This is a genomic window from Pseudocitrobacter sp. CD920760 (assembly GCF_057782505.1).
This window is the reverse complement of record NZ_CM173490.1, coordinates 1,350,889-1,367,625: the sequence shown is the minus strand read 5'-3', so window position 1 is coordinate 1,367,625 and position 16,737 is coordinate 1,350,889. Positions and strand designations below refer to the sequence as shown.

The window sequence follows — 16,737 nt, the reverse complement described above, 5'->3', positions numbered from 1 at the left end:
CTTGCGCCTGAAACGGCGTATTCTACCTTTAATTCAACTCTGAAGCAGCACACATTGCAAGGTGATCGAACCTCGCGGTTATGCTATAACAGGCGCCTATATACGACTCGCACGCGAGTTAACGCACCACTATAACGGAACAGGATGCAGAAATGGTTACTTTCCACACTAATCACGGCGATATCGTAATCAAAACTTTTGATGACAAAGCGCCGGAAACAGTTAAAAACTTCCTGGACTACTGCCGCGAAGGTTTCTACAACAACACGATTTTCCACCGTGTAATCAACGGCTTTATGATTCAGGGCGGCGGCTTTGAGCCGGGCATGAATCAGAAAGCGACCAAAGAGGCTATCAAAAACGAAGCCAACAATGGTCTGAAAAACACCCGTGGCACGCTGGCAATGGCGCGTACTCAGGCTCCGCACTCCGCAACCGCGCAGTTCTTCATCAACGTGGCTGACAACGACTTCCTGAACTTCTCCGGCGAAAGCCTGCAGGGTTGGGGCTACTGCGTATTCGCAGAAGTCGTCGAAGGTATGGACGTGGTTGATAAAATCAAAGCTGTCGCCACGGGCCGCAGCGGCATGCACCAGGACGTTCCGAAAGAAGACGTTGTTATCGAAAGCGTGACCGTCAGCGAGTAATCGTGGCGACACTCTTTATTGCAGATTTGCACCTGCAAACAGAAGAACCGGCGATCACCGCCGGTTTTCTGCGTTTTTTAGCCGGTGAAGCGCGCCGCGCCGATGCGCTCTATATTCTCGGCGATCTCTTCGAAGCCTGGATTGGTGACGACGACCCGAATCCCCTGCACCAGCAAATTGCCCGCGCCATAAAAGCGCTGGTCGATTCCGGCGTTCCCTGTTATTTCATTCACGGTAATCGTGATTTCCTGCTCGGCAAACGCTTTGCCCGGGAAAGCGGCATGACGCTGCTGCCAGAAGAACAACGCCTTGAGCTGTACGGTCGCCCGCTGTTGATTCTGCATGGCGACACGCTTTGCATTGATGACGCAGGCTATCAGGCGTTTCGCGCCAAAGTGCATACGCCGTGGATCCAGAAAGTCTTTCTGGCACTGCCGCTGTTTATCCGCCAGAAAATTGCCGCCCGCATGCGCGCCGACAGCAAAGCCGCCAACCGCCATAAATCGATGGAAATTATGGATGTGAACCCGCAGGCCGTTGTGGATGTGATGGAAAAGCACCACGTGCAGTGGCTGATTCACGGGCACACGCATCGCCCGGATGTGCATACGTTGAGCGCTAACGGCGAACCTGCGTATCGCGTGGTACTGGGTGCGTGGCATACGGAAGGGTCGATGGTGAAAGTGACGGCTGAAGATGTTGAATTGCTGCGTTTTCCTTTTTGAACGGCGTAAAAGTATTCCGCTTGTTTATCTTGTGTTAGATCTCGCCAGATGCTGGCAATAATAAATCCCCATCAACATTTCATTCCCACATCATCATTATTCACCTCGTGCATTGATAATATCGTAAACATTAATTAAGAAAATACATCCTGAATAATATCGTGACCATTTGTGCTATTGGAAAGAGCGATGCTGTAGATTTATCATTGGGTGGTGGTACAATTTAGCTTTTATATTTAACTCATAGAAAAAAACAATACCACAAGAGATCATCATGAATAAAAGATATCTTAGACAATCGATAATCATTATCGGCCTACTCTTCACGCTTACAGGATGCGAACCTTCAGAATCATCTGAAGAAAAAGCAGCAATAGCACAATTCCACACACAACTAGCTGCCGCCCAATATCATGATATATACGCTGACGCCTCTTCAGCCTTTAAAAATACAACATCAGAAAAAGATTTAACGACATTCATGGAAAAGGCTAAATCCCACTTAGGCAGTTACAACAACGAAAGTGGGGAGTTTTATAAAAAAAGTACGACGGTGAATACAGATGGTTCATCGATTACTCGCCTGTATTACCATTCTTCATTCGGTAAATATACGTCAGTAGAGGAAGTATTCAGTTTTGAAGAAACAGATGACGTTATAAAATTAGCAGGATACCACTATGAAGCATCTCCTGAAAAACCATTGGAATTAGCAGAAGAAAAAGCTGTAATCGCACAGTTCAGAACACAGTTAGCTGCTTCGCAGTATCATGAAATATATACTGCCACTTCGTCTGCATTTAAAGATAAGATATCAGAAGAAGATTTAACGAAAGTGCTGGAAAAATCCAAATCTGACTTAGGCACTTACAATAGTGGAAGCGCAAAACTTTATAAAAGAAGTGTATTATTTTCTACTAAATCAGGTAAACCATCACTGGACTCACTAAAGTACCACTCTTCATTTAGTCAATATCCTGCAGTTGAAGAAGAGTTCAATTTTGAAGAAACTGAGAACGGTGTAAAACTCGCGGGCTATAGCTATACGGCCTCCCCCCAATGACAGGCTAAATCCTTTAACCAGCCGGGTATTGAGCTTATACCCGGCTTAAAGAGTGAGTGTTGAGCCACTCAACGCAATCGTTTTCCTCCCCTCTTTTCCATGCTATTCTCTGTGGCCTACAACGTCGTGTGCAGCACACCCACAGGAGTTTTAAGACGTATGTCTTCCCGCAATAATCCGGCACGTATCGCTATCGTGATGGGGTCCAAAAGCGACTGGGCTACCATGCAGTTTGCTACCGAAGTTCTTGATATCCTGAATGTTCCTCATCATGTCGAAGTGGTCTCCGCCCACCGCACGCCCGATAAACTGTTCAGCTTCGCCGAAAGCGCCGAAGAGAACGGTTATCAGGTGATCATTGCAGGCGCTGGCGGTGCGGCACATCTGCCGGGCATGATTGCGGCTAAAACCTTAGTGCCGGTGCTGGGTGTGCCGGTACAAAGCGCTGCCCTGAGCGGCGTCGATAGTCTCTATTCCATCGTACAAATGCCGCGCGGTATACCGGTCGGAACGCTGGCGATTGGTAAAGCCGGTGCCGCTAACGCCGCCCTGCTGGCCGCGCAAATTCTTGCCCAGCACGATGCCGAACTGCATCAACGCCTGGCGGAATGGCGCCGCGCGCAAACCGATGAAGTGCTGGAAAACCCGGACCCGCGGGGTGACGCATGAAGCAGGTTTGCGTATTGGGTAACGGCCAATTGGGGCGCATGCTGCGTCAGGCTGGCGAGCCGCTGGGTATCGCCGTGTGGCCCGTTGGGCTGGAAGCCTCACCGGAAGCCGTGCCGTTCCACCAGAGCGTGATCACCGCTGAAATCGAACGCTGGCCGGAAACCGCGTTAACCCGCGAGCTGGCGCTGCATCCGGCATTCGTTAACCGCGACGTATTCCCGATTATTGCCGATCGTCTGACGCAAAAGCAGCTGTTCGACAAACTCAACCTGCCGACCGCGCCGTGGCAACTGCTGGCAGAACCAAGCCAGTGGCCCGCCGTCTTTGACCGTCTGGGGGAGCTTGCGATCGTGAAGCGCCGCACCGGCGGTTACGATGGTCGCGGTCAGTGGCGTTTGCGCGCAGATGAAACCGCACAATTGCCGCAAGAGTGTTACGGCGAATGTATCGTTGAGCAGGGTATCAATTTCTCCGGTGAAGTCTCACTGGTTGGCGCGCGAGCCCACGATGGCAGCACCGTGTTCTATCCGCTGACCCACAACCTGCATCAGGATGGCATTCTGCGCATGAGTGTGGCGTTCCCTCAGGCGAACGCGCAGCAGCTGGATCAGGCCGAAAGCATGCTGTCAGCGATTATGCAGGAGCTGAACTACGTGGGCGTGATGGCGATGGAGTGCTTCATTACGCCTGCCGGATTGCTGATTAACGAGCTGGCTCCGCGCGTACATAACAGCGGTCACTGGACGCAAAACGGGGCGTCTATCAGCCAGTTCGAATTGCATCTGCGCGCTATAACCGATTTGCCGCTGCCGCCGCCGGTGGTCAACAGCCCATCAGTGATGGTCAATCTGATTGGCAGCGATCTGAACTACGACTGGCTGAAGCTGCCGCTGGTGCATCTGCACTGGTACGATAAAGAGGTTCGCCCAGGCCGTAAAGTGGGTCATCTCAACCTGAACGACAGCGATACCGGGCGTTTAAGCGCAACGCTTGAAGCGCTTACCCCGCTGTTGCCGCCGGAGTACGCCAGCGGAATTAGCTGGGCGCAGTCAAAACTGGCTTAAGCCTAACGTGCCGGGGAACGATCCTCCCCTTCCCCGGCTCTCGTCACAAGCGTAGAATCCCGTCCGAGTTTCCCTCCCGATTTTTACAGAAGGATTTGCCCATGAATAATGGGACGGATTACCGGGCCATTTTGACAGCCGGTACCCCCATCATTGACGTTCGCGCTCCCGTCGAGTTTCAGCAAGGCTCTTTGCCTGCGGCAATCAACCTGCCGTTGATGAACGATGACGAGCGTGCTGCGGTCGGTACCTGTTACAAACGCCAGGGTGCTGACGCGGCTTTAGCGCTGGGCCATCAACTCGTATCCGGCGAGACGCGTCAACAGCGCATTGATGCGTGGCGGGCAGCCTGTGCCCGTTTTCCACACGGCTATCTTTGCTGCGCCCGTGGCGGCCAGCGTTCGCACATCGTGCAGGCGTGGTTAAAAGAGAGCGGCGTCGATTATCCGCTGGTTGTCGGTGGCTACAAGATGCTGCGCCAGGCGGCGATTCAGGCAACCGAAGCGCTGGTTCAGCATCCCATTATTTTGATTGGCGGCTGTACCGGAAACGGTAAAACACCGCTGGTACGCCATCAGCCTTTTGGTATCGACCTGGAAGGGCTGGCGCATCATCGCGGTTCATCCTTTGGCCGTACGCTGGATGCGCAATATCCGCAAGCAACGTTTGAAAACCATCTGGCCAGCGCGCTGCTTCAGCGCAGTCACGAGCAGGAAAACGTGCGCTGGGTGCTGGAAGATGAGGGGCATATGATTGGCGCAAATCATCTGCCGGAGTGCCTGCGCGAACGCATGGCGCAATCACCGATTGCGGTGGTGGACGATCCGTTTGAGCTGCGCCTTGAACGCCTGCGTGAAGAGTATTTTACGCATATGCATCAGGCATTTATTGACGCGTACGGCGAAGAGAAAGGCTGGGCGGAGTACAGCGAATATCTGCATCACGGCCTGTTCGCCATTCGTCGTCGCCTTGGTCTGCAACGCTTCGCCGAGCTGACGCAAAAGCTCGACCAGGCGCTTGTTGAGCAACAGCAGAGCGGTTCAACCGAACCGCACTTTGCCTGGCTGGTGCCGCTGCTTAATGAATACTACGACCCGATGTACCGCTATCAGCTGGAGAAAAAGGCCAGCAAGATAGTCTTTCGCGGCACCTCGGAGGCGGTGGAGCATTGGTTGTTGGGGCATTAGTGGGTGTCGGGTGGCGCTGCGCTTACCCGACCTACAAATCGACACGACCGGTGGTGATGCGAAATGTAGGCCGGATAAGCGCCAGCGCCATCCGGCAAAAAAGCACAATTCTCAACGCCGTTCGCGTTTATCCGCTCGTTTCGCCAGCCAGTCGCCAAGCATCTGCACCACCTGTACCAGCACAATCAGCGCGATAACGGTCACGACCATCACCTGGGTTTCGTAACGGTAATAACCGTAGCGAATCGCCAGGTCGCCCACCCCGCCGCCGCCGACAATCCCGGCCATCGCCGAGTAGCCGATTAAGCTCACCAGCGTAATGGTCAGGCCGCGCAGCAGCCCGGCGCTGGCTTCCGGCAGCAGCACGGTGCAGATAATCCGCATCGGGCTGGCGCCAAACGCTTCAGCAGCTTCGATAATGCCTTTATCCACTTCGCGCAACGCGCTATCGACCAGTCGCGCGTAGAACGCAATCGCCGCAACGGAGAGCGGTACCGACGCCGCAATCGGCCCGATGGTGTTGCCGAGCAGAAACTGTGTGAGCGGCAACAGCAGGACCAGCAGGATCACAAACGGTACCGAGCGAATAATGTTCACCAGCACCGACGACACCAGGTACACAAAGCGGTTTTGCCAGAACAGATGGCGGTCGGTGACAAAAATCAGAAAACCGAGCGGCAGGCCGCCGACAATCGCCAGCACCGTCGAAATGCTCAACATCTGGAAGGTTTCGTTAAAGGCCAGCGTTAAGTCCGGCAGTAAATCATCCACGGATCACCTCCACCTGTGCCGTATTTTCCCGAATGTAGGCCACCGCAGCGTCTACGGACGTTGGGTTATGCGGGGCGGTCAGTTGCACCACTAAAATCCCCAGCGCCCGCTCGGCGATATACTCAATTTTGCCGTGCAGAATATTCACCGCCACGCCAAATTTCACCGCCACTTCGGACAGCACCGGCTGCTCGGCGGAATCGCCAATGAACAGGATCTTCAGCAACTGGCCCGGCAGATGTTCGCGCAGGCGCTCGGGCAGCGTCAGGTTCAGAGTATGCGACACCAGTTGCTGGGTGAACGCATGCTGTGGATGGGCGAAGACATCAAACACCTCGCCTGACTCCACCACTTCCCCGCCGGACATCACCGCCACGCGATCGCAAATCGTTTTGATCACGTTCATTTCATGGGTGATCAGCACGATCGTGATCCCAAGCTTTGCGTTGATCTCTTTCAGCAGCGCCAGAATGGTGGCCGATGTTTCCAGATCCAGCGCCGAAGTAGGTTCATCACACAACAATACGTCAGGATGATTCGCGATGGCGCGGGCAATCCCCACGCGCTGTTTCTGCCCGCCGCTGAGCTGCACCGGGTAGCGGTTTGCTTTATCGGCAAGCCCCACCAGCGCCAAAATCTCGGCTACACGCGGCGCAATTTTATCGCGATCCCAGCCAGCCGCTTTCAGGCTGAAGGCGACGTTCTGGGCAACGGTGCGGGTGTGCATCAGATTAAAATGCTGGAAGATCATACCGATACGCTGGCGTGCTTTGCGCAGATTTGCGCCTTCAAGCGCGGAAATCTCCACGCCGTTAACCTTAACGCGGCCTTCGCTCGGGCGCGTTAAGGCGTTGAGCGTGCGTAGCAGCGTACTTTTCCCCGCCCCGCTGGTACCAACAATACCGAAGATTTCGCCCGCACCGATATGCAGGCTGACGTTATTCACCGCCCGCGTGGACGGCCCGTGGCCGGTGGAGAAATCCACGCAGACCTTTTCTATCTCAATCATACTCACCTCAGAAATGCGAAAAGGGCAGACGGGTCTGCCCTGTCAGGTTGCGTCCTGCGATTACTTCGCGTCAGACATCCATTCTGGTTTCTGGAAGGCGCTGTATATATTTTTCGGATCATCTATTACTGCACGGTAGGCCGGGGATTTCACCGCCTCGACGATATCTTTGGCAAACGGTTTATCCGCATCTTCACTACGCACCGCAATGATATTCTTCAGATTCTCGTCCAGATGCTCCTGCTTGAGCGCACTGGAGAGATCGAGCCCCGCCGCCACGGCAAAGTTACCGTTTACCAGCGCACCGGTGACGCCATCGAGCGTACGCGGCAATTGCGCGGCTTCCAGCGGTTTGAACACTAGCCCTTTCGGGTTGCTGGCGATATCGCGCTCAGACGCTTTGGTTGGGTCGATATTCGGTTTGATGGTGATGAGATCGAGCGACTGCAGGAAACGCAGGCCGCGCGCAAGGTTGGTCGGGTCATTCGAGAGCGTGATGATATCGCCCTTCTTCAACTCATCAAGACTCTTCACCTGGCGGGAATAGAAGCCCATACCCGCTGTCGGCACCACAATCAGCTTCGTCAGCTTGAGACCTTTGTCAGCGGTGAATTTATCGAAATAGAGTGAATGCTGGAACAGGTTGGCGTCGATGCTGCCGTTAGATAACGCCATATTTGGCTGTACGTAGTCGCTAAATTCGCGGACCACGACTTTATACCCTTTCTCTTTCAGCGACGGCGCAATCGCCTGCTTCACCATGTCGCCATACGGCCCCGGCGCAACGCCGAAAACAATGGTGTGCGGGTCACTGTTGGCGTGGGCAAACTGTAATCCACAGGCCAGCAGCAAGGCTCCGGTCGCGACGCGTAAACTCTGACGCAATCCCATAACTTCTCCATTTTAAACGTTGTGATGTCGTGCATATCGCCGTGCGATGCGGCGCTGTTGTTATGTCCACAAAAGGGGCAATCCTTAACATGACACAGTTCACAACCTGCTGTCCTTGAAATTATTTCATGATATTTCGAAGTATGTCTTTGAGAGGCGTCGGGAGGGGATATGCGTTTAATAACAATGCTTAGTTGTAAATAGCAAAAAGCCGGGCAGTGCCCGGCTTCAGATGTTCGAAACGACTTAGAAGTCGTAACGCAGACGAACCAGGTTCATATCACCCAGGTTGTCGGTGCTGGAGGTAAACACGTGTTCGTAGTCAACACGGAAACCGTAATCCAGCTGGAAGCTGATACCTACACCGTTGTCGGTACGCAGGTAGTTACGACCATTCACGTATTCAATACGGTCACCCATGAAGTACGGCTGGATGGATTTAACTGCGTATTGACCAATCGGGAAGGTGTAACCCGCGAAGTATTCCAGACCCCATGCGTCGCCCGCGAAGTAATCTTTCGCGTCGATTTTCTTGGTGGTCATGAAGTTCTGGTACCAGCCGCCGCCCAGAGCGAAGGTCCAGTTGTCTGGTTTCCAGCTAAACGCGGTACCCACGATGTTCTGATCGTAGGTTTTGCTGTTCTGATCCTGGTCGCGCATTTCCGCACGAGTGTAGTTCCAGGACGTACCCCAGGTCAGGTCTTTGGTGATGTGGTAATCCACACCCAGAGAACCGCCGCCACGACGTTTGTATTTCAGGCCGTTGTTCGGGTTAAGATCATCGCTGAACAGGTAAGAAGCGTAGAGATCAACGTCGCCTACAGTTTTCTTATATTTCAGAGATTTACGGGTACGATAAGAACCATCGTAGTCACCGTTGATACCGTTACCCGGAGCCTGACCAATCATGTCGTAGTCCCAGATATCGGTTTTCGCACCAACCACATCATAGTAGATGCTGTTCTGTTGGCCGAAGGTCAGCGTACCCCAGGTATCGCTTTTCAGACCGGTGTAGAGCATACGACGGGTGGTGTCGTTGCCGTTGTTTGCGTTGTCATCATAGTGATTATCCCAGTTGAAGACTGCCGGAATATTCACACCCAGTTCGTAGTAGCTGATCCAGCTAATGTCATCGAACAGGTAGTAATCAGCTGCGAAACGGAAACGGGTGCCGCCATCGAAGCCATTGCGTTTGTAGGAGCCTTTGTCGCCATCGCCCGTCATCATGTTGAACTGAGGACGGATACTCCCGCCAACGGTAAAGTTAAGACGGCTCAGCGGGTCGCCAGCCTGCGGGTCAGCTTTTAAAACGGTGATTTCCGCTTGAGAAGCGAAAGTCGTCAGTGCCACTGCTGCGCCGATCGATAATGCCAGCGCTTTTATTTTTATGGACATGGTTGTTCCTTGGATAGGTTAACTGCCATTTATTTAGCCACTGAATATTATCTTGTCTAAATGAACTTATCTTTACCGTTTTTTAATGATTTGTGCGGTTAAACTGACCCTTCTATACAATCTGTGCCTTTATTGAACAATTCCATGGAACTTTTGGGGGTAAGGATGAAAAGTGCGATTTGGCGCGCGGATTTTTCCGCCGGGAGGCAGTTGCCCGGTGGCGCTAGCGCTCACCGGGCCCTCATGTAGGCCGGATAAGCGTCAGCGCATCCGGCAATGCCGGATAAGGCGTAGCCGCCATCCGGCAATCTCTTAGCTACTAAACTGGCGGAACAACGCTTTGCCTTTTAACAGGCGAATCCCCAGCCAGCCGCCACACAGTGAAAGCAGCACTGCGCCACAAAGCGGCAGCGCCAGCCACAAGCGCCAGTCGGGCTCCCAGGGGAAATCAAACACGCGCGTTTGCAACATCGCCAGCGCCGTTTCTGCGCCAATGGCCGCCACCAGCCCGGAGACCAGCCCCAGCAGGGCGAACTCCGCCCACAGCGTGGTGCGCAGCAGTGGCTTGCTGGCGCCCAGCGTGCGATAAACCACCAGTTCCTGATGCCGCTGACGCATGCCGACCTGCACCTGTGCCAGCAGCAGCAGCACGCCGCAGGCGGTCACCAGCACCACCATCACTTCAAGCGCCCGGCTTACCTGCTCCAGCACCTGCCCCACCTGTTTCAGTATCGCGCCGATATCCAGCAGGCTGATGGTCGGGAATTCGCGGTTCAGCTGCGTTAACAGCGTAGTATCGCGATCCCAGCGGAAGCTGGTGAGCCAACTCTGCGGCTGCCCATCCAGCGCCCCACTCGGGAAAATAAAGAAGAAATTAGGCCGCAGGCTCTCCCAGTCAACCTTACGCAAACTGGTGACCGTGGCGCTGAAATCCTGGGTGTCGCCAGTGAACGTCACTTTATCGCCCAGTTTGATATTCAGACGCTTCGACAGCCCCTCTTCAATCGACACTTCCCCTGCTTTCGGCGGCCAGCTTCCGGCGACGATAGGATTATGGTCCGGTTGCGTCTCCTGCCAGGTGAGGTTCAGCTCACGGTTGAGCGATTCATCTTTATTCCCTTCCGTGGTCTGACCGTTTATCTGCGTCAAACGCGCGCGAACGATGGGATAAAATGCTTCAGGGATCACCTGATGTTCCGCAAGGAACGTTTTCACCGGCTGCACCTGTTCCGGCGCGATGTTAATCAGGAAGTAGTTAGGGCTTTCCGGCGGCAACTGCTGTTGCCAGCGGTCAAGCAGGTCGCCGCGAAGCACCAGTAAAAGCGCCAGTAACATAAAGGAGAGTGAAAATGCCGCCAGCTGACTCAGCGTCGACCACGGCTGGCGCAGCAGACGATTGACCGCCAGACGCAGCGGCAGTGCTTTCAGCGTTAAGCGCCTGAGCACGTTAAGCAGCATCCAGCCCAGCACGCCGCACAACAACGCCAGCACCACAGCGCCCGCCAACACTGACCACAGCAGTGGGCTACCGCCCATCAACCAGGCAAGCAGGCCGATAACCACCAGGCAAATCACCGGAATATAAAACTTCAGCGGCCAGACGCTGGCGACCACATCGCGCCGCAGCACGCGCAGCGGTTGCGTGGCCAACAGCAGGCGATACGGACGCAGCCCTACCAGCAGCGAAATCACTACCATCGTGCCGATTGCCCACAACCACGGCCAGGCGCTGGCGGAAGGCAGTGCTGCCGGTAAAACCGGTTTGAGCAGAATCAACAATATATGTTCGAACAGCAGCCCCATCGCGCCGCCGGTGATGACCGCCAGCGTGAGCAGCAACAGCCACTGACCGATAATCAGCTTGCGTAACTGCGCCCGCCCGGCGCCAAGGGTTTTGAGGATTGCCACCAGGTCATAACGGCTGCGGCAGTAGTGCCCCATAGCCACCGCGACTGCCGCCACCGCCAGTAGCAACGTTAACAGCGCAGAAAGCAACAGGAACTGCTGCGAGCGTTCGAGCGATTTCCCTAACGCGCCTTCGTCCTGCTCCAGGCCATACCAACGATGCTCAGGCTTCAGTTGCGGTAGCAGCCATTTTTCATAGCTCGCCAGCTGTTCTGGCGTGCCGCCAAATTTGTAGCGCCAGCTCACGCGGCTGCCGGGCTGCACTGCCCCGGTTTTTTCGACGTCAGCCATGTTCATCATCAGGCGCGGCGCCATCTGGAAAGGGTTGAAGCCCGCATCCGGCTCCTGGACTATTTCCCCGGCGATGCGCAGCGTGGCATCCCCGACGTCAATTTCATCGCCGGTCTTCAGGTTTAACAACGCCAGCAAACGCGGCGCCAGCAGCACAGTGCCAGGCTGCGGCTTCACACCCTCCGGTCTGGTTTGCAGCGTGCCGTACATCGGATAAACACGGTCTACGGCTTTGACGTCAGCGAGCTGCGGAGTATTCCCCGCCCAGGTCATGGTTGAAAAACTGACCTGCTCGCCAACCTTCAGGCCCTCTTCCCGCGCTTTATCCAGCCAGGCGGCGGGCACTTCACGCGAACTGCGCAGCGCGCGATCGCCCGCCATATATTCACGGCTTTGCTGACTTAAGCCCTTTTCCATGCGGTCGCTGATACTGCCGAGCGCCAGCACGCAGGCCACCGCCAGGCTTAACGCCAGCCAGACAATCAGCAGCGACGGCGAGCGCCACTCCCGCCAGAACCAGCGTGCAATCATGCTTCCTCCCGCAATTCACCGTCCACGAGGCGCAAACGTCGGTCGCAGCGCGCCGCCAGCTGTGGATCGTGGGTCACAAGAATGAGCGTCGTGCCATGTTCACGATTGAGAGAGAAAAGCAGATCGGCAATTTTATCGCCCGTCTGCCTGTCGAGGTTTCCGGTGGGTTCATCGGCGAAGAGGAGATCCGGGCGACCATTAAACGCGCGCGCCAGCGCCACGCGCTGCTGTTCACCGCCCGAAAGCTGTGCCGGAAGATGATGCAGACGCTTGCCAAGGCCAAGCTGTTCGAGCAACGCTTTCGCGCCGCCCCGGCTCTGACTGTCGCTTTCGCCACGCAGCAGCGCCGGAAGTTCAACGTTTTCCAGGGCGTTGAGTGTCGGGATCAACATAAAAGACTGAAAAACAAAACCCACATGCTGCGCGCGTAAACGTGCCCGCGCTTCTTCATCCAACGCCGTCAGCGATTGCCCAAGCAGTTTCACATCGCCACCGCTGCCGTCATCCAGCCCGGCCAGAATCGCCAGCAGCGTTGATTTCCCTGACCCCGACTCACCAATCAGGGCAATGGTCTGCGCCGGTTTGACAATCAGGTTAACTCCGGTAAGGATGGAAAGCTCATGCTCTCCCTGACCGACGGATTTCTTAAGATGATGAACTTCAAGCACGTTTTCCGCTGGCATTTGCCCGTCCTGTTTTTGATTCTGTTAAGCTTCCGCGCCGCCGCCGCAGACACGTTGTTGATTCTCGGCGATAGCCTGAGCGCGGGATATCGTATGGCCGCCAATACGGCCTGGCCTGCCCTGCTCAACAGCAAATGGCAGCCTAAAACAGAGGTGATTAACGCCAGCATCAGCGGCGACACCTCAGCACAGGGGCTGGCGCGCCTGCCTGCGTTGTTGAAACAGCATAAGCCGCGCTGGGTACTGGTTGAGCTGGGCGGCAATGATGGCCTGCGCGGCTTCCAGCCTCAGCAAACCGAGCAAACGCTGCGCACCATTTTGCAGCAAATTAAAGCGGCCAACGCCGAGCCGTTGTTAATGCAAATTCGCCTGCCCGCAAACTACGGACGCCGTTATAATGAGGCCTTTAGCGCGATTTATCCGCAGCTTGCCCAGGAATTCACTATCCCACTGCTGCCCTTCTTTATGGAAGAGGTTTATCTCAAACCGCAGTGGATGCAGGATGATGGTATTCACCCCAATCGTGACGCCCAACCGTTTATCGCCGACTGGATGGCGACACGCCTGGCACCACTAGTTAATCACGACTCCTGAATGTAAAGGGGCGTTCTCAGGTAAAGTTATGCAAAAAACGGTTTTAATTACAGGATGTTCAAGCGGTATTGGTCTGGAAAGCGCCCTTGAGCTGAAGCGCCAGGGATTTCGCGTGCTGGCGGCCTGCCGCAACCCTGCCGACGTCGCGCGGATGAACGGGATGGGGCTTATTGGTATTGAGCTGGACCTCGATGACCCTGCAAGCGTAGACCGTGCCGCCGATGAGGTTATCGCCCTGACCGGCAATCGCCTGTTCGGCCTGTTCAATAACGCCGGTTTTGGCGTCTACGGCCCGCTCAGCACCCTTACCCGGACACAGCTCGAACAGCAATTTTCCGCCAACTTTTTCGGCGCGCATCAGCTGACTCAGCGTCTTCTTCCGGCAATGATCCCGCATGGCGAAGGCCGCATCGTGATGACGTCGTCGGTAATGGGGCTTATTTCTACGCCCGGTCGCGGCGCCTATGCCGCCAGCAAATATGCGCTCGAAGCGTGGTCCGACGCGCTGCGCATGGAACTGCACACCACGGGCATAAAAGTGAGCCTGATTGAGCCTGGCCCGATTCGTACACGCTTCACCGACAACGTGAATCAAATCGAGCAGGATAAACCGGTTGAGAACCCCGGCATTGCCGCGCGGTTTACCCTGGGCCCGGATGCGGTCGTGGAAAAAGTGCGTCACGCCTTTATCAGCGACAAACCCAAACTGCGTTACCCGGTGACGCTGGTTACCCACGCCGTTGGCTGGTTGAAGCGCCTGCTCCCGGCCTGCGCGATGGACAAAATTTTACGCGGCTAAGTTGAAGCCGAGCTTCGCGCCCCCATGTAATAGTCAAATCGACAAAAGAGAGTGGCTCATGTCCGTACAGAATATCGTCAATATTACCGAAGCTAACCTGCACCAGACGCTGGAACAATCTGCCACCACGCCGGTGCTGTTCTATTTCTGGTCTGAACGCAGCCAACATTGTCTGGAGCTGACACCGGTTCTGGAAAACCTGGCCACGCAGTACAACGGTCAGTTTATTCTGGCAAAAGTAGACTGCGACGCTGAGCAGATGGTGGCCTCGCAGTTCGGCCTGCGCGCTATCCCAACGGTTTACCTGTTCCAGAATGGTCAACCGGTGGACGGTTTCCAGGGCCCGCAGCCGGAAGAAGCCATTCGCGCCCTGCTCGATAAAGTTCTGCCGCGTGAAGAAGAGCTGAAAGCCCAGCAGGCAATGGAACTGATTCAGGAAGGCAACTATGCTGACGCGCTGCCGCTGCTGAAAGATGCGTGGTCCATGTCGAATCAGGATAGCCAGATTGGCCTGCTGCTGGCAGAAACGCAGATCGCGCTGAACCGTTCTGAAGACGCGGAAGCCGTACTGAAAACCGTGCCATTACAGGATCAGGACACCCGCTATCAGGGTCTGCTGGCGAAAATTGAACTGCTGAAACAGGCCGCTGATACGCCGGAAATTCAGCAGTTACAACAGCAAGTTGCGCAGAACCCGGACGATGCCGCGCTGGCCTCGCAGCTGGCGCTACAACTACATCAGGTAGGTCGTAACGAAGAAGCGCTGGAGCTGTTGTTCAGCCATCTGCAAAAAGACCTCGGTGCGGCTGACGGACAAGCGCGTAAAATGCTGCAGGAGATCCTGGCGGCGTTAGGTACCGGTGATGCGCTGGCGTCGAAGTATCGTCGTAAGTTGTATTCGCTGCTGTACTGATTGATTGCCGGATGGCGGCTGCGCCTTATTTGGCCTACAGACATGTGAACGTGTAGGCCGGATAAGCGTCAGCGCCATCCGGCTTTTTCTCACATCTTCTTCAACTGCGACACCACCAGTTGATGGCGTGAATTGTAGAATTTCCGGTACGTGAGATAGCAGGCAATAATCGTCGACAGGCTGGCAGTAGACAGAAGCATAAACGTCACCATTATTTGGTATTTAATCGCTTTTACCGGGTCAATCCCCGCAAAAATCAGCCCTGACATCATCCCCGGTAAACTCACCAGTCCGACGGTTTTCGCCGAATCCACCGTGGGGATCAGCGACGCGCGAATGCTTTCGCGAATTAATCGCGCTGAGGCCATTTTAGGCGTCGCGCCCAGGCTGAGTTTCTCCTGAATCTGCTGCTGTTCCGCGCTAAAACGCTGCCCAAGATTGTTGTAACACAACCCCACCGCCACCATCGCATTGCCGGCAATCATCCCGGAAATAGGGATCACCTGCATCGGCGTAAATTCAATCGAGCCTGAAAAAACCAGTACGACCAGCGTTAACCCGGCTCCGGTGGTGATGGCGATAAACGACGAAACAAACGCTTTGCTGATGTATTTACTGCGTTTTTGCGCGTTGTAAGCAGCGTTAAAGCAGATGAACAGCACCATCAGCAGCGTCAGAATCGCGTGATTAACATTGAATATATATTTCAGCACATAGCCGACAATAATAAGCTGTACAACCGCCCGGCAAATACTCCAGATAATATCTTTTTCCAGCGCCAGTTTTTCCCGGTAGCTCACCACAATGGCCACCAGCACTAATACCATTGAGAGTGCCAGTGACTCATTGGTTATGGCGTGTTCATTCATCGGCGGCCTCCAGCATATCCTTTCCCGAGAGCGGTAATGTAATGACATCATCCGCATGTTCTATTTCATCTTTATCGTGGGTGACCCACAGCACGGCGATATTTTTCTCCCGAACATAGCGATGAATAATATCGTTCACGTTATGCTTATTTTCTTCATCAAGCGCGCTGGTAATTTCATCCAGTAATAAAACGTCCGGCAAAAACTGTAGGTTGCGGATCAGAGAAATACGCTGCTTTTCGCCACCAGAAAGATCGTTGATTGATTTCGACAATGTTTCTTCCGGTAAGCCAAACCGCGTCAGGAAACCCAGAAAAGTGTCCGGCTCTGTACGTTTATCACGAATCTGCCAGGGGAAAATCAGGTTGTCATAGACCGTTTCGCCAAACAAGGCAGGCGTTTGCGCGCAGTAGGAAACCTGCTGACGATACTGCTCAGGCGACAGGCTGGTGTAATCCTGGCCTTTAAACTGAATCGTCCCTTCACTCGGGCTTAATAGTGAGGCGATGATTTTTAATAATGTACTTTTACCACAGCCCGAGGGGCCGGTTATCAGCTTAAACTCACCCGGCGCAATACTGAAATTGATATCGTTTAGCACCTGCCGCTCACCAATGCGATAACCCACGCCTGTTAATTGCAGAATCGCGTTGCTTTCCATCATGATTATTTGAAGCTCCTGTTCCGGACTAATGGACACAGTGTAACGATATTTTTGCAGGTGGAGTTAA

Annotated in this window: 17 protein-coding genes; 9 read left to right on the top strand and 8 right to left on the bottom strand. The window is 54.5% G+C overall.

Annotation, left to right across the window (positions count from 1 at the left end):
* Nucleotides 1-152 precede the first annotated feature (152 nt).
* From ppiB to mnmH, 6 genes are all read left to right on the top strand, one after another.
* Nucleotides 153-647 carry a peptidylprolyl isomerase B gene (ppiB, locus tag AC1MKH_RS06130; protein WP_015965485.1) on the top strand — a complete coding sequence of 165 codons (495 nt, stop codon included), beginning with the start codon at nt 153-155 and terminating at the stop codon, nt 645-647.
* 2 nt (nt 648-649) lie between these two features.
* Nucleotides 650-1,372, top strand: coding sequence for a UDP-2,3-diacylglucosamine diphosphatase (gene lpxH, locus AC1MKH_RS06125; protein WP_276222418.1), 723 nt, complete (start codon nt 650-652; stop codon nt 1,370-1,372).
* Between the two features lie 274 nt (nt 1,373-1,646).
* Nucleotides 1,647-2,435, top strand: coding sequence for a DUF4019 domain-containing protein (locus AC1MKH_RS06120; RefSeq protein WP_276222416.1), 789 nt, complete (start codon nt 1,647-1,649; stop codon nt 2,433-2,435).
* A gap of 159 nt (nt 2,436-2,594) precedes the next feature.
* A complete protein-coding gene (gene purE / locus AC1MKH_RS06115; RefSeq protein WP_015965487.1) occupies nt 2,595-3,104 on the top strand; it encodes a 5-(carboxyamino)imidazole ribonucleotide mutase in 510 nt (169 codons plus the stop codon).
* On the top strand, nt 3,101-4,168 hold the full coding sequence (gene purK / locus AC1MKH_RS06110; RefSeq protein WP_276222413.1) for a 5-(carboxyamino)imidazole ribonucleotide synthase: 1,068 nt from the start codon (nt 3,101-3,103) through the stop codon (nt 4,166-4,168). Before purE ends, purK begins: the two co-directional genes overlap by 4 nt.
* Nucleotides 4,169-4,269: 101 nt before the next feature.
* Nucleotides 4,270-5,355 carry a tRNA 2-selenouridine(34) synthase MnmH gene (gene mnmH / locus AC1MKH_RS06105; RefSeq protein WP_276222410.1) on the top strand — a complete coding sequence of 362 codons (1,086 nt, stop codon included), beginning with the start codon at nt 4,270-4,272 and terminating at the stop codon, nt 5,353-5,355.
* A 111-nt stretch (nt 5,356-5,466) separates the two neighbouring features.
* Here mnmH and AC1MKH_RS06100 read toward each other — a convergent pair whose 3' ends face one another.
* The 6 genes from AC1MKH_RS06100 to ybbA all read right to left on the bottom strand — a co-directional run bounded on the left by AC1MKH_RS06100 (nt 5,467) and on the right by ybbA (nt 12,831).
* Entirely contained in the window at nt 5,467-6,126 is a 660-nt protein-coding gene (locus tag AC1MKH_RS06100; RefSeq protein ID WP_015965490.1) for a methionine ABC transporter permease, read from the bottom strand.
* Entirely contained in the window at nt 6,119-7,135 is a 1,017-nt protein-coding gene (gene sfbB / locus AC1MKH_RS06095; protein WP_276222408.1) for a virulence-associated ABC transporter ATP-binding protein SfbB, read from the bottom strand. Before sfbB ends, AC1MKH_RS06100 begins: the two co-directional genes overlap by 8 nt.
* A 60-nt stretch (nt 7,136-7,195) precedes the next feature.
* Complete coding sequence (locus AC1MKH_RS06090) at nt 7,196-8,026, bottom strand: MetQ/NlpA family ABC transporter substrate-binding protein (protein ID WP_015965492.1); 831 nt, start codon at nt 8,024-8,026, stop codon at nt 7,196-7,198.
* A 246-nt stretch (nt 8,027-8,272) separates the two neighbouring features.
* Complete coding sequence (locus AC1MKH_RS06085) at nt 8,273-9,421, bottom strand: porin (protein WP_276222406.1); 1,149 nt, start codon at nt 9,419-9,421, stop codon at nt 8,273-8,275.
* Between the two features lie 312 nt (nt 9,422-9,733).
* Entirely contained in the window at nt 9,734-12,148 is a 2,415-nt protein-coding gene (gene ybbP / locus AC1MKH_RS06080; RefSeq protein WP_276222404.1) for a putative ABC transporter permease subunit YbbP, read from the bottom strand.
* Complete coding sequence (gene ybbA / locus AC1MKH_RS06075) at nt 12,145-12,831, bottom strand: putative ABC transporter ATP-binding protein YbbA (RefSeq protein ID WP_015965495.1); 687 nt, start codon at nt 12,829-12,831, stop codon at nt 12,145-12,147. Before ybbA ends, ybbP begins: the two co-directional genes overlap by 4 nt.
* On the opposite strand from ybbA, the gene tesA reads away from it, so the two are divergent.
* From tesA to AC1MKH_RS06060, 3 genes are read left to right on the top strand one after another with little or no spacing between them, the layout of a single operon-like run.
* Complete coding sequence (gene tesA / locus AC1MKH_RS06070; protein ID WP_276222401.1) at nt 12,799-13,425, top strand: multifunctional acyl-CoA thioesterase I/protease I/lysophospholipase L1; 627 nt, start codon at nt 12,799-12,801, stop codon at nt 13,423-13,425. The genes ybbA and tesA overlap by 33 nt on opposite strands.
* A 28-nt stretch (nt 13,426-13,453) precedes the next feature.
* On the top strand, nt 13,454-14,224 hold the full coding sequence (locus AC1MKH_RS06065) for an SDR family oxidoreductase (RefSeq protein ID WP_276222399.1): 771 nt from the start codon (nt 13,454-13,456) through the stop codon (nt 14,222-14,224).
* A gap of 58 nt (nt 14,225-14,282) precedes the next feature.
* Nucleotides 14,283-15,137 carry a co-chaperone YbbN gene (locus tag AC1MKH_RS06060; RefSeq protein WP_276222397.1) on the top strand — a complete coding sequence of 285 codons (855 nt, stop codon included), beginning with the start codon at nt 14,283-14,285 and terminating at the stop codon, nt 15,135-15,137.
* A gap of 89 nt (nt 15,138-15,226) precedes the next feature.
* Here the strand turns inward: AC1MKH_RS06060 and fetB are convergent, their stop codons facing one another.
* Complete coding sequence (gene fetB, locus AC1MKH_RS06055; protein ID WP_276222395.1) at nt 15,227-16,006, bottom strand: iron efflux ABC transporter permease subunit FetB; 780 nt, start codon at nt 16,004-16,006, stop codon at nt 15,227-15,229.
* Nucleotides 15,999-16,670, bottom strand: a complete 672-nt coding sequence (gene fetA / locus AC1MKH_RS06050; RefSeq protein ID WP_276222393.1) for an iron efflux ABC transporter ATP-binding subunit FetA — start codon at nt 16,668-16,670, stop codon at nt 15,999-16,001. The genes fetB and fetA overlap by 8 nt, the downstream gene beginning before the upstream one ends.
* Nucleotides 16,671-16,737 lie beyond the last annotated feature (67 nt).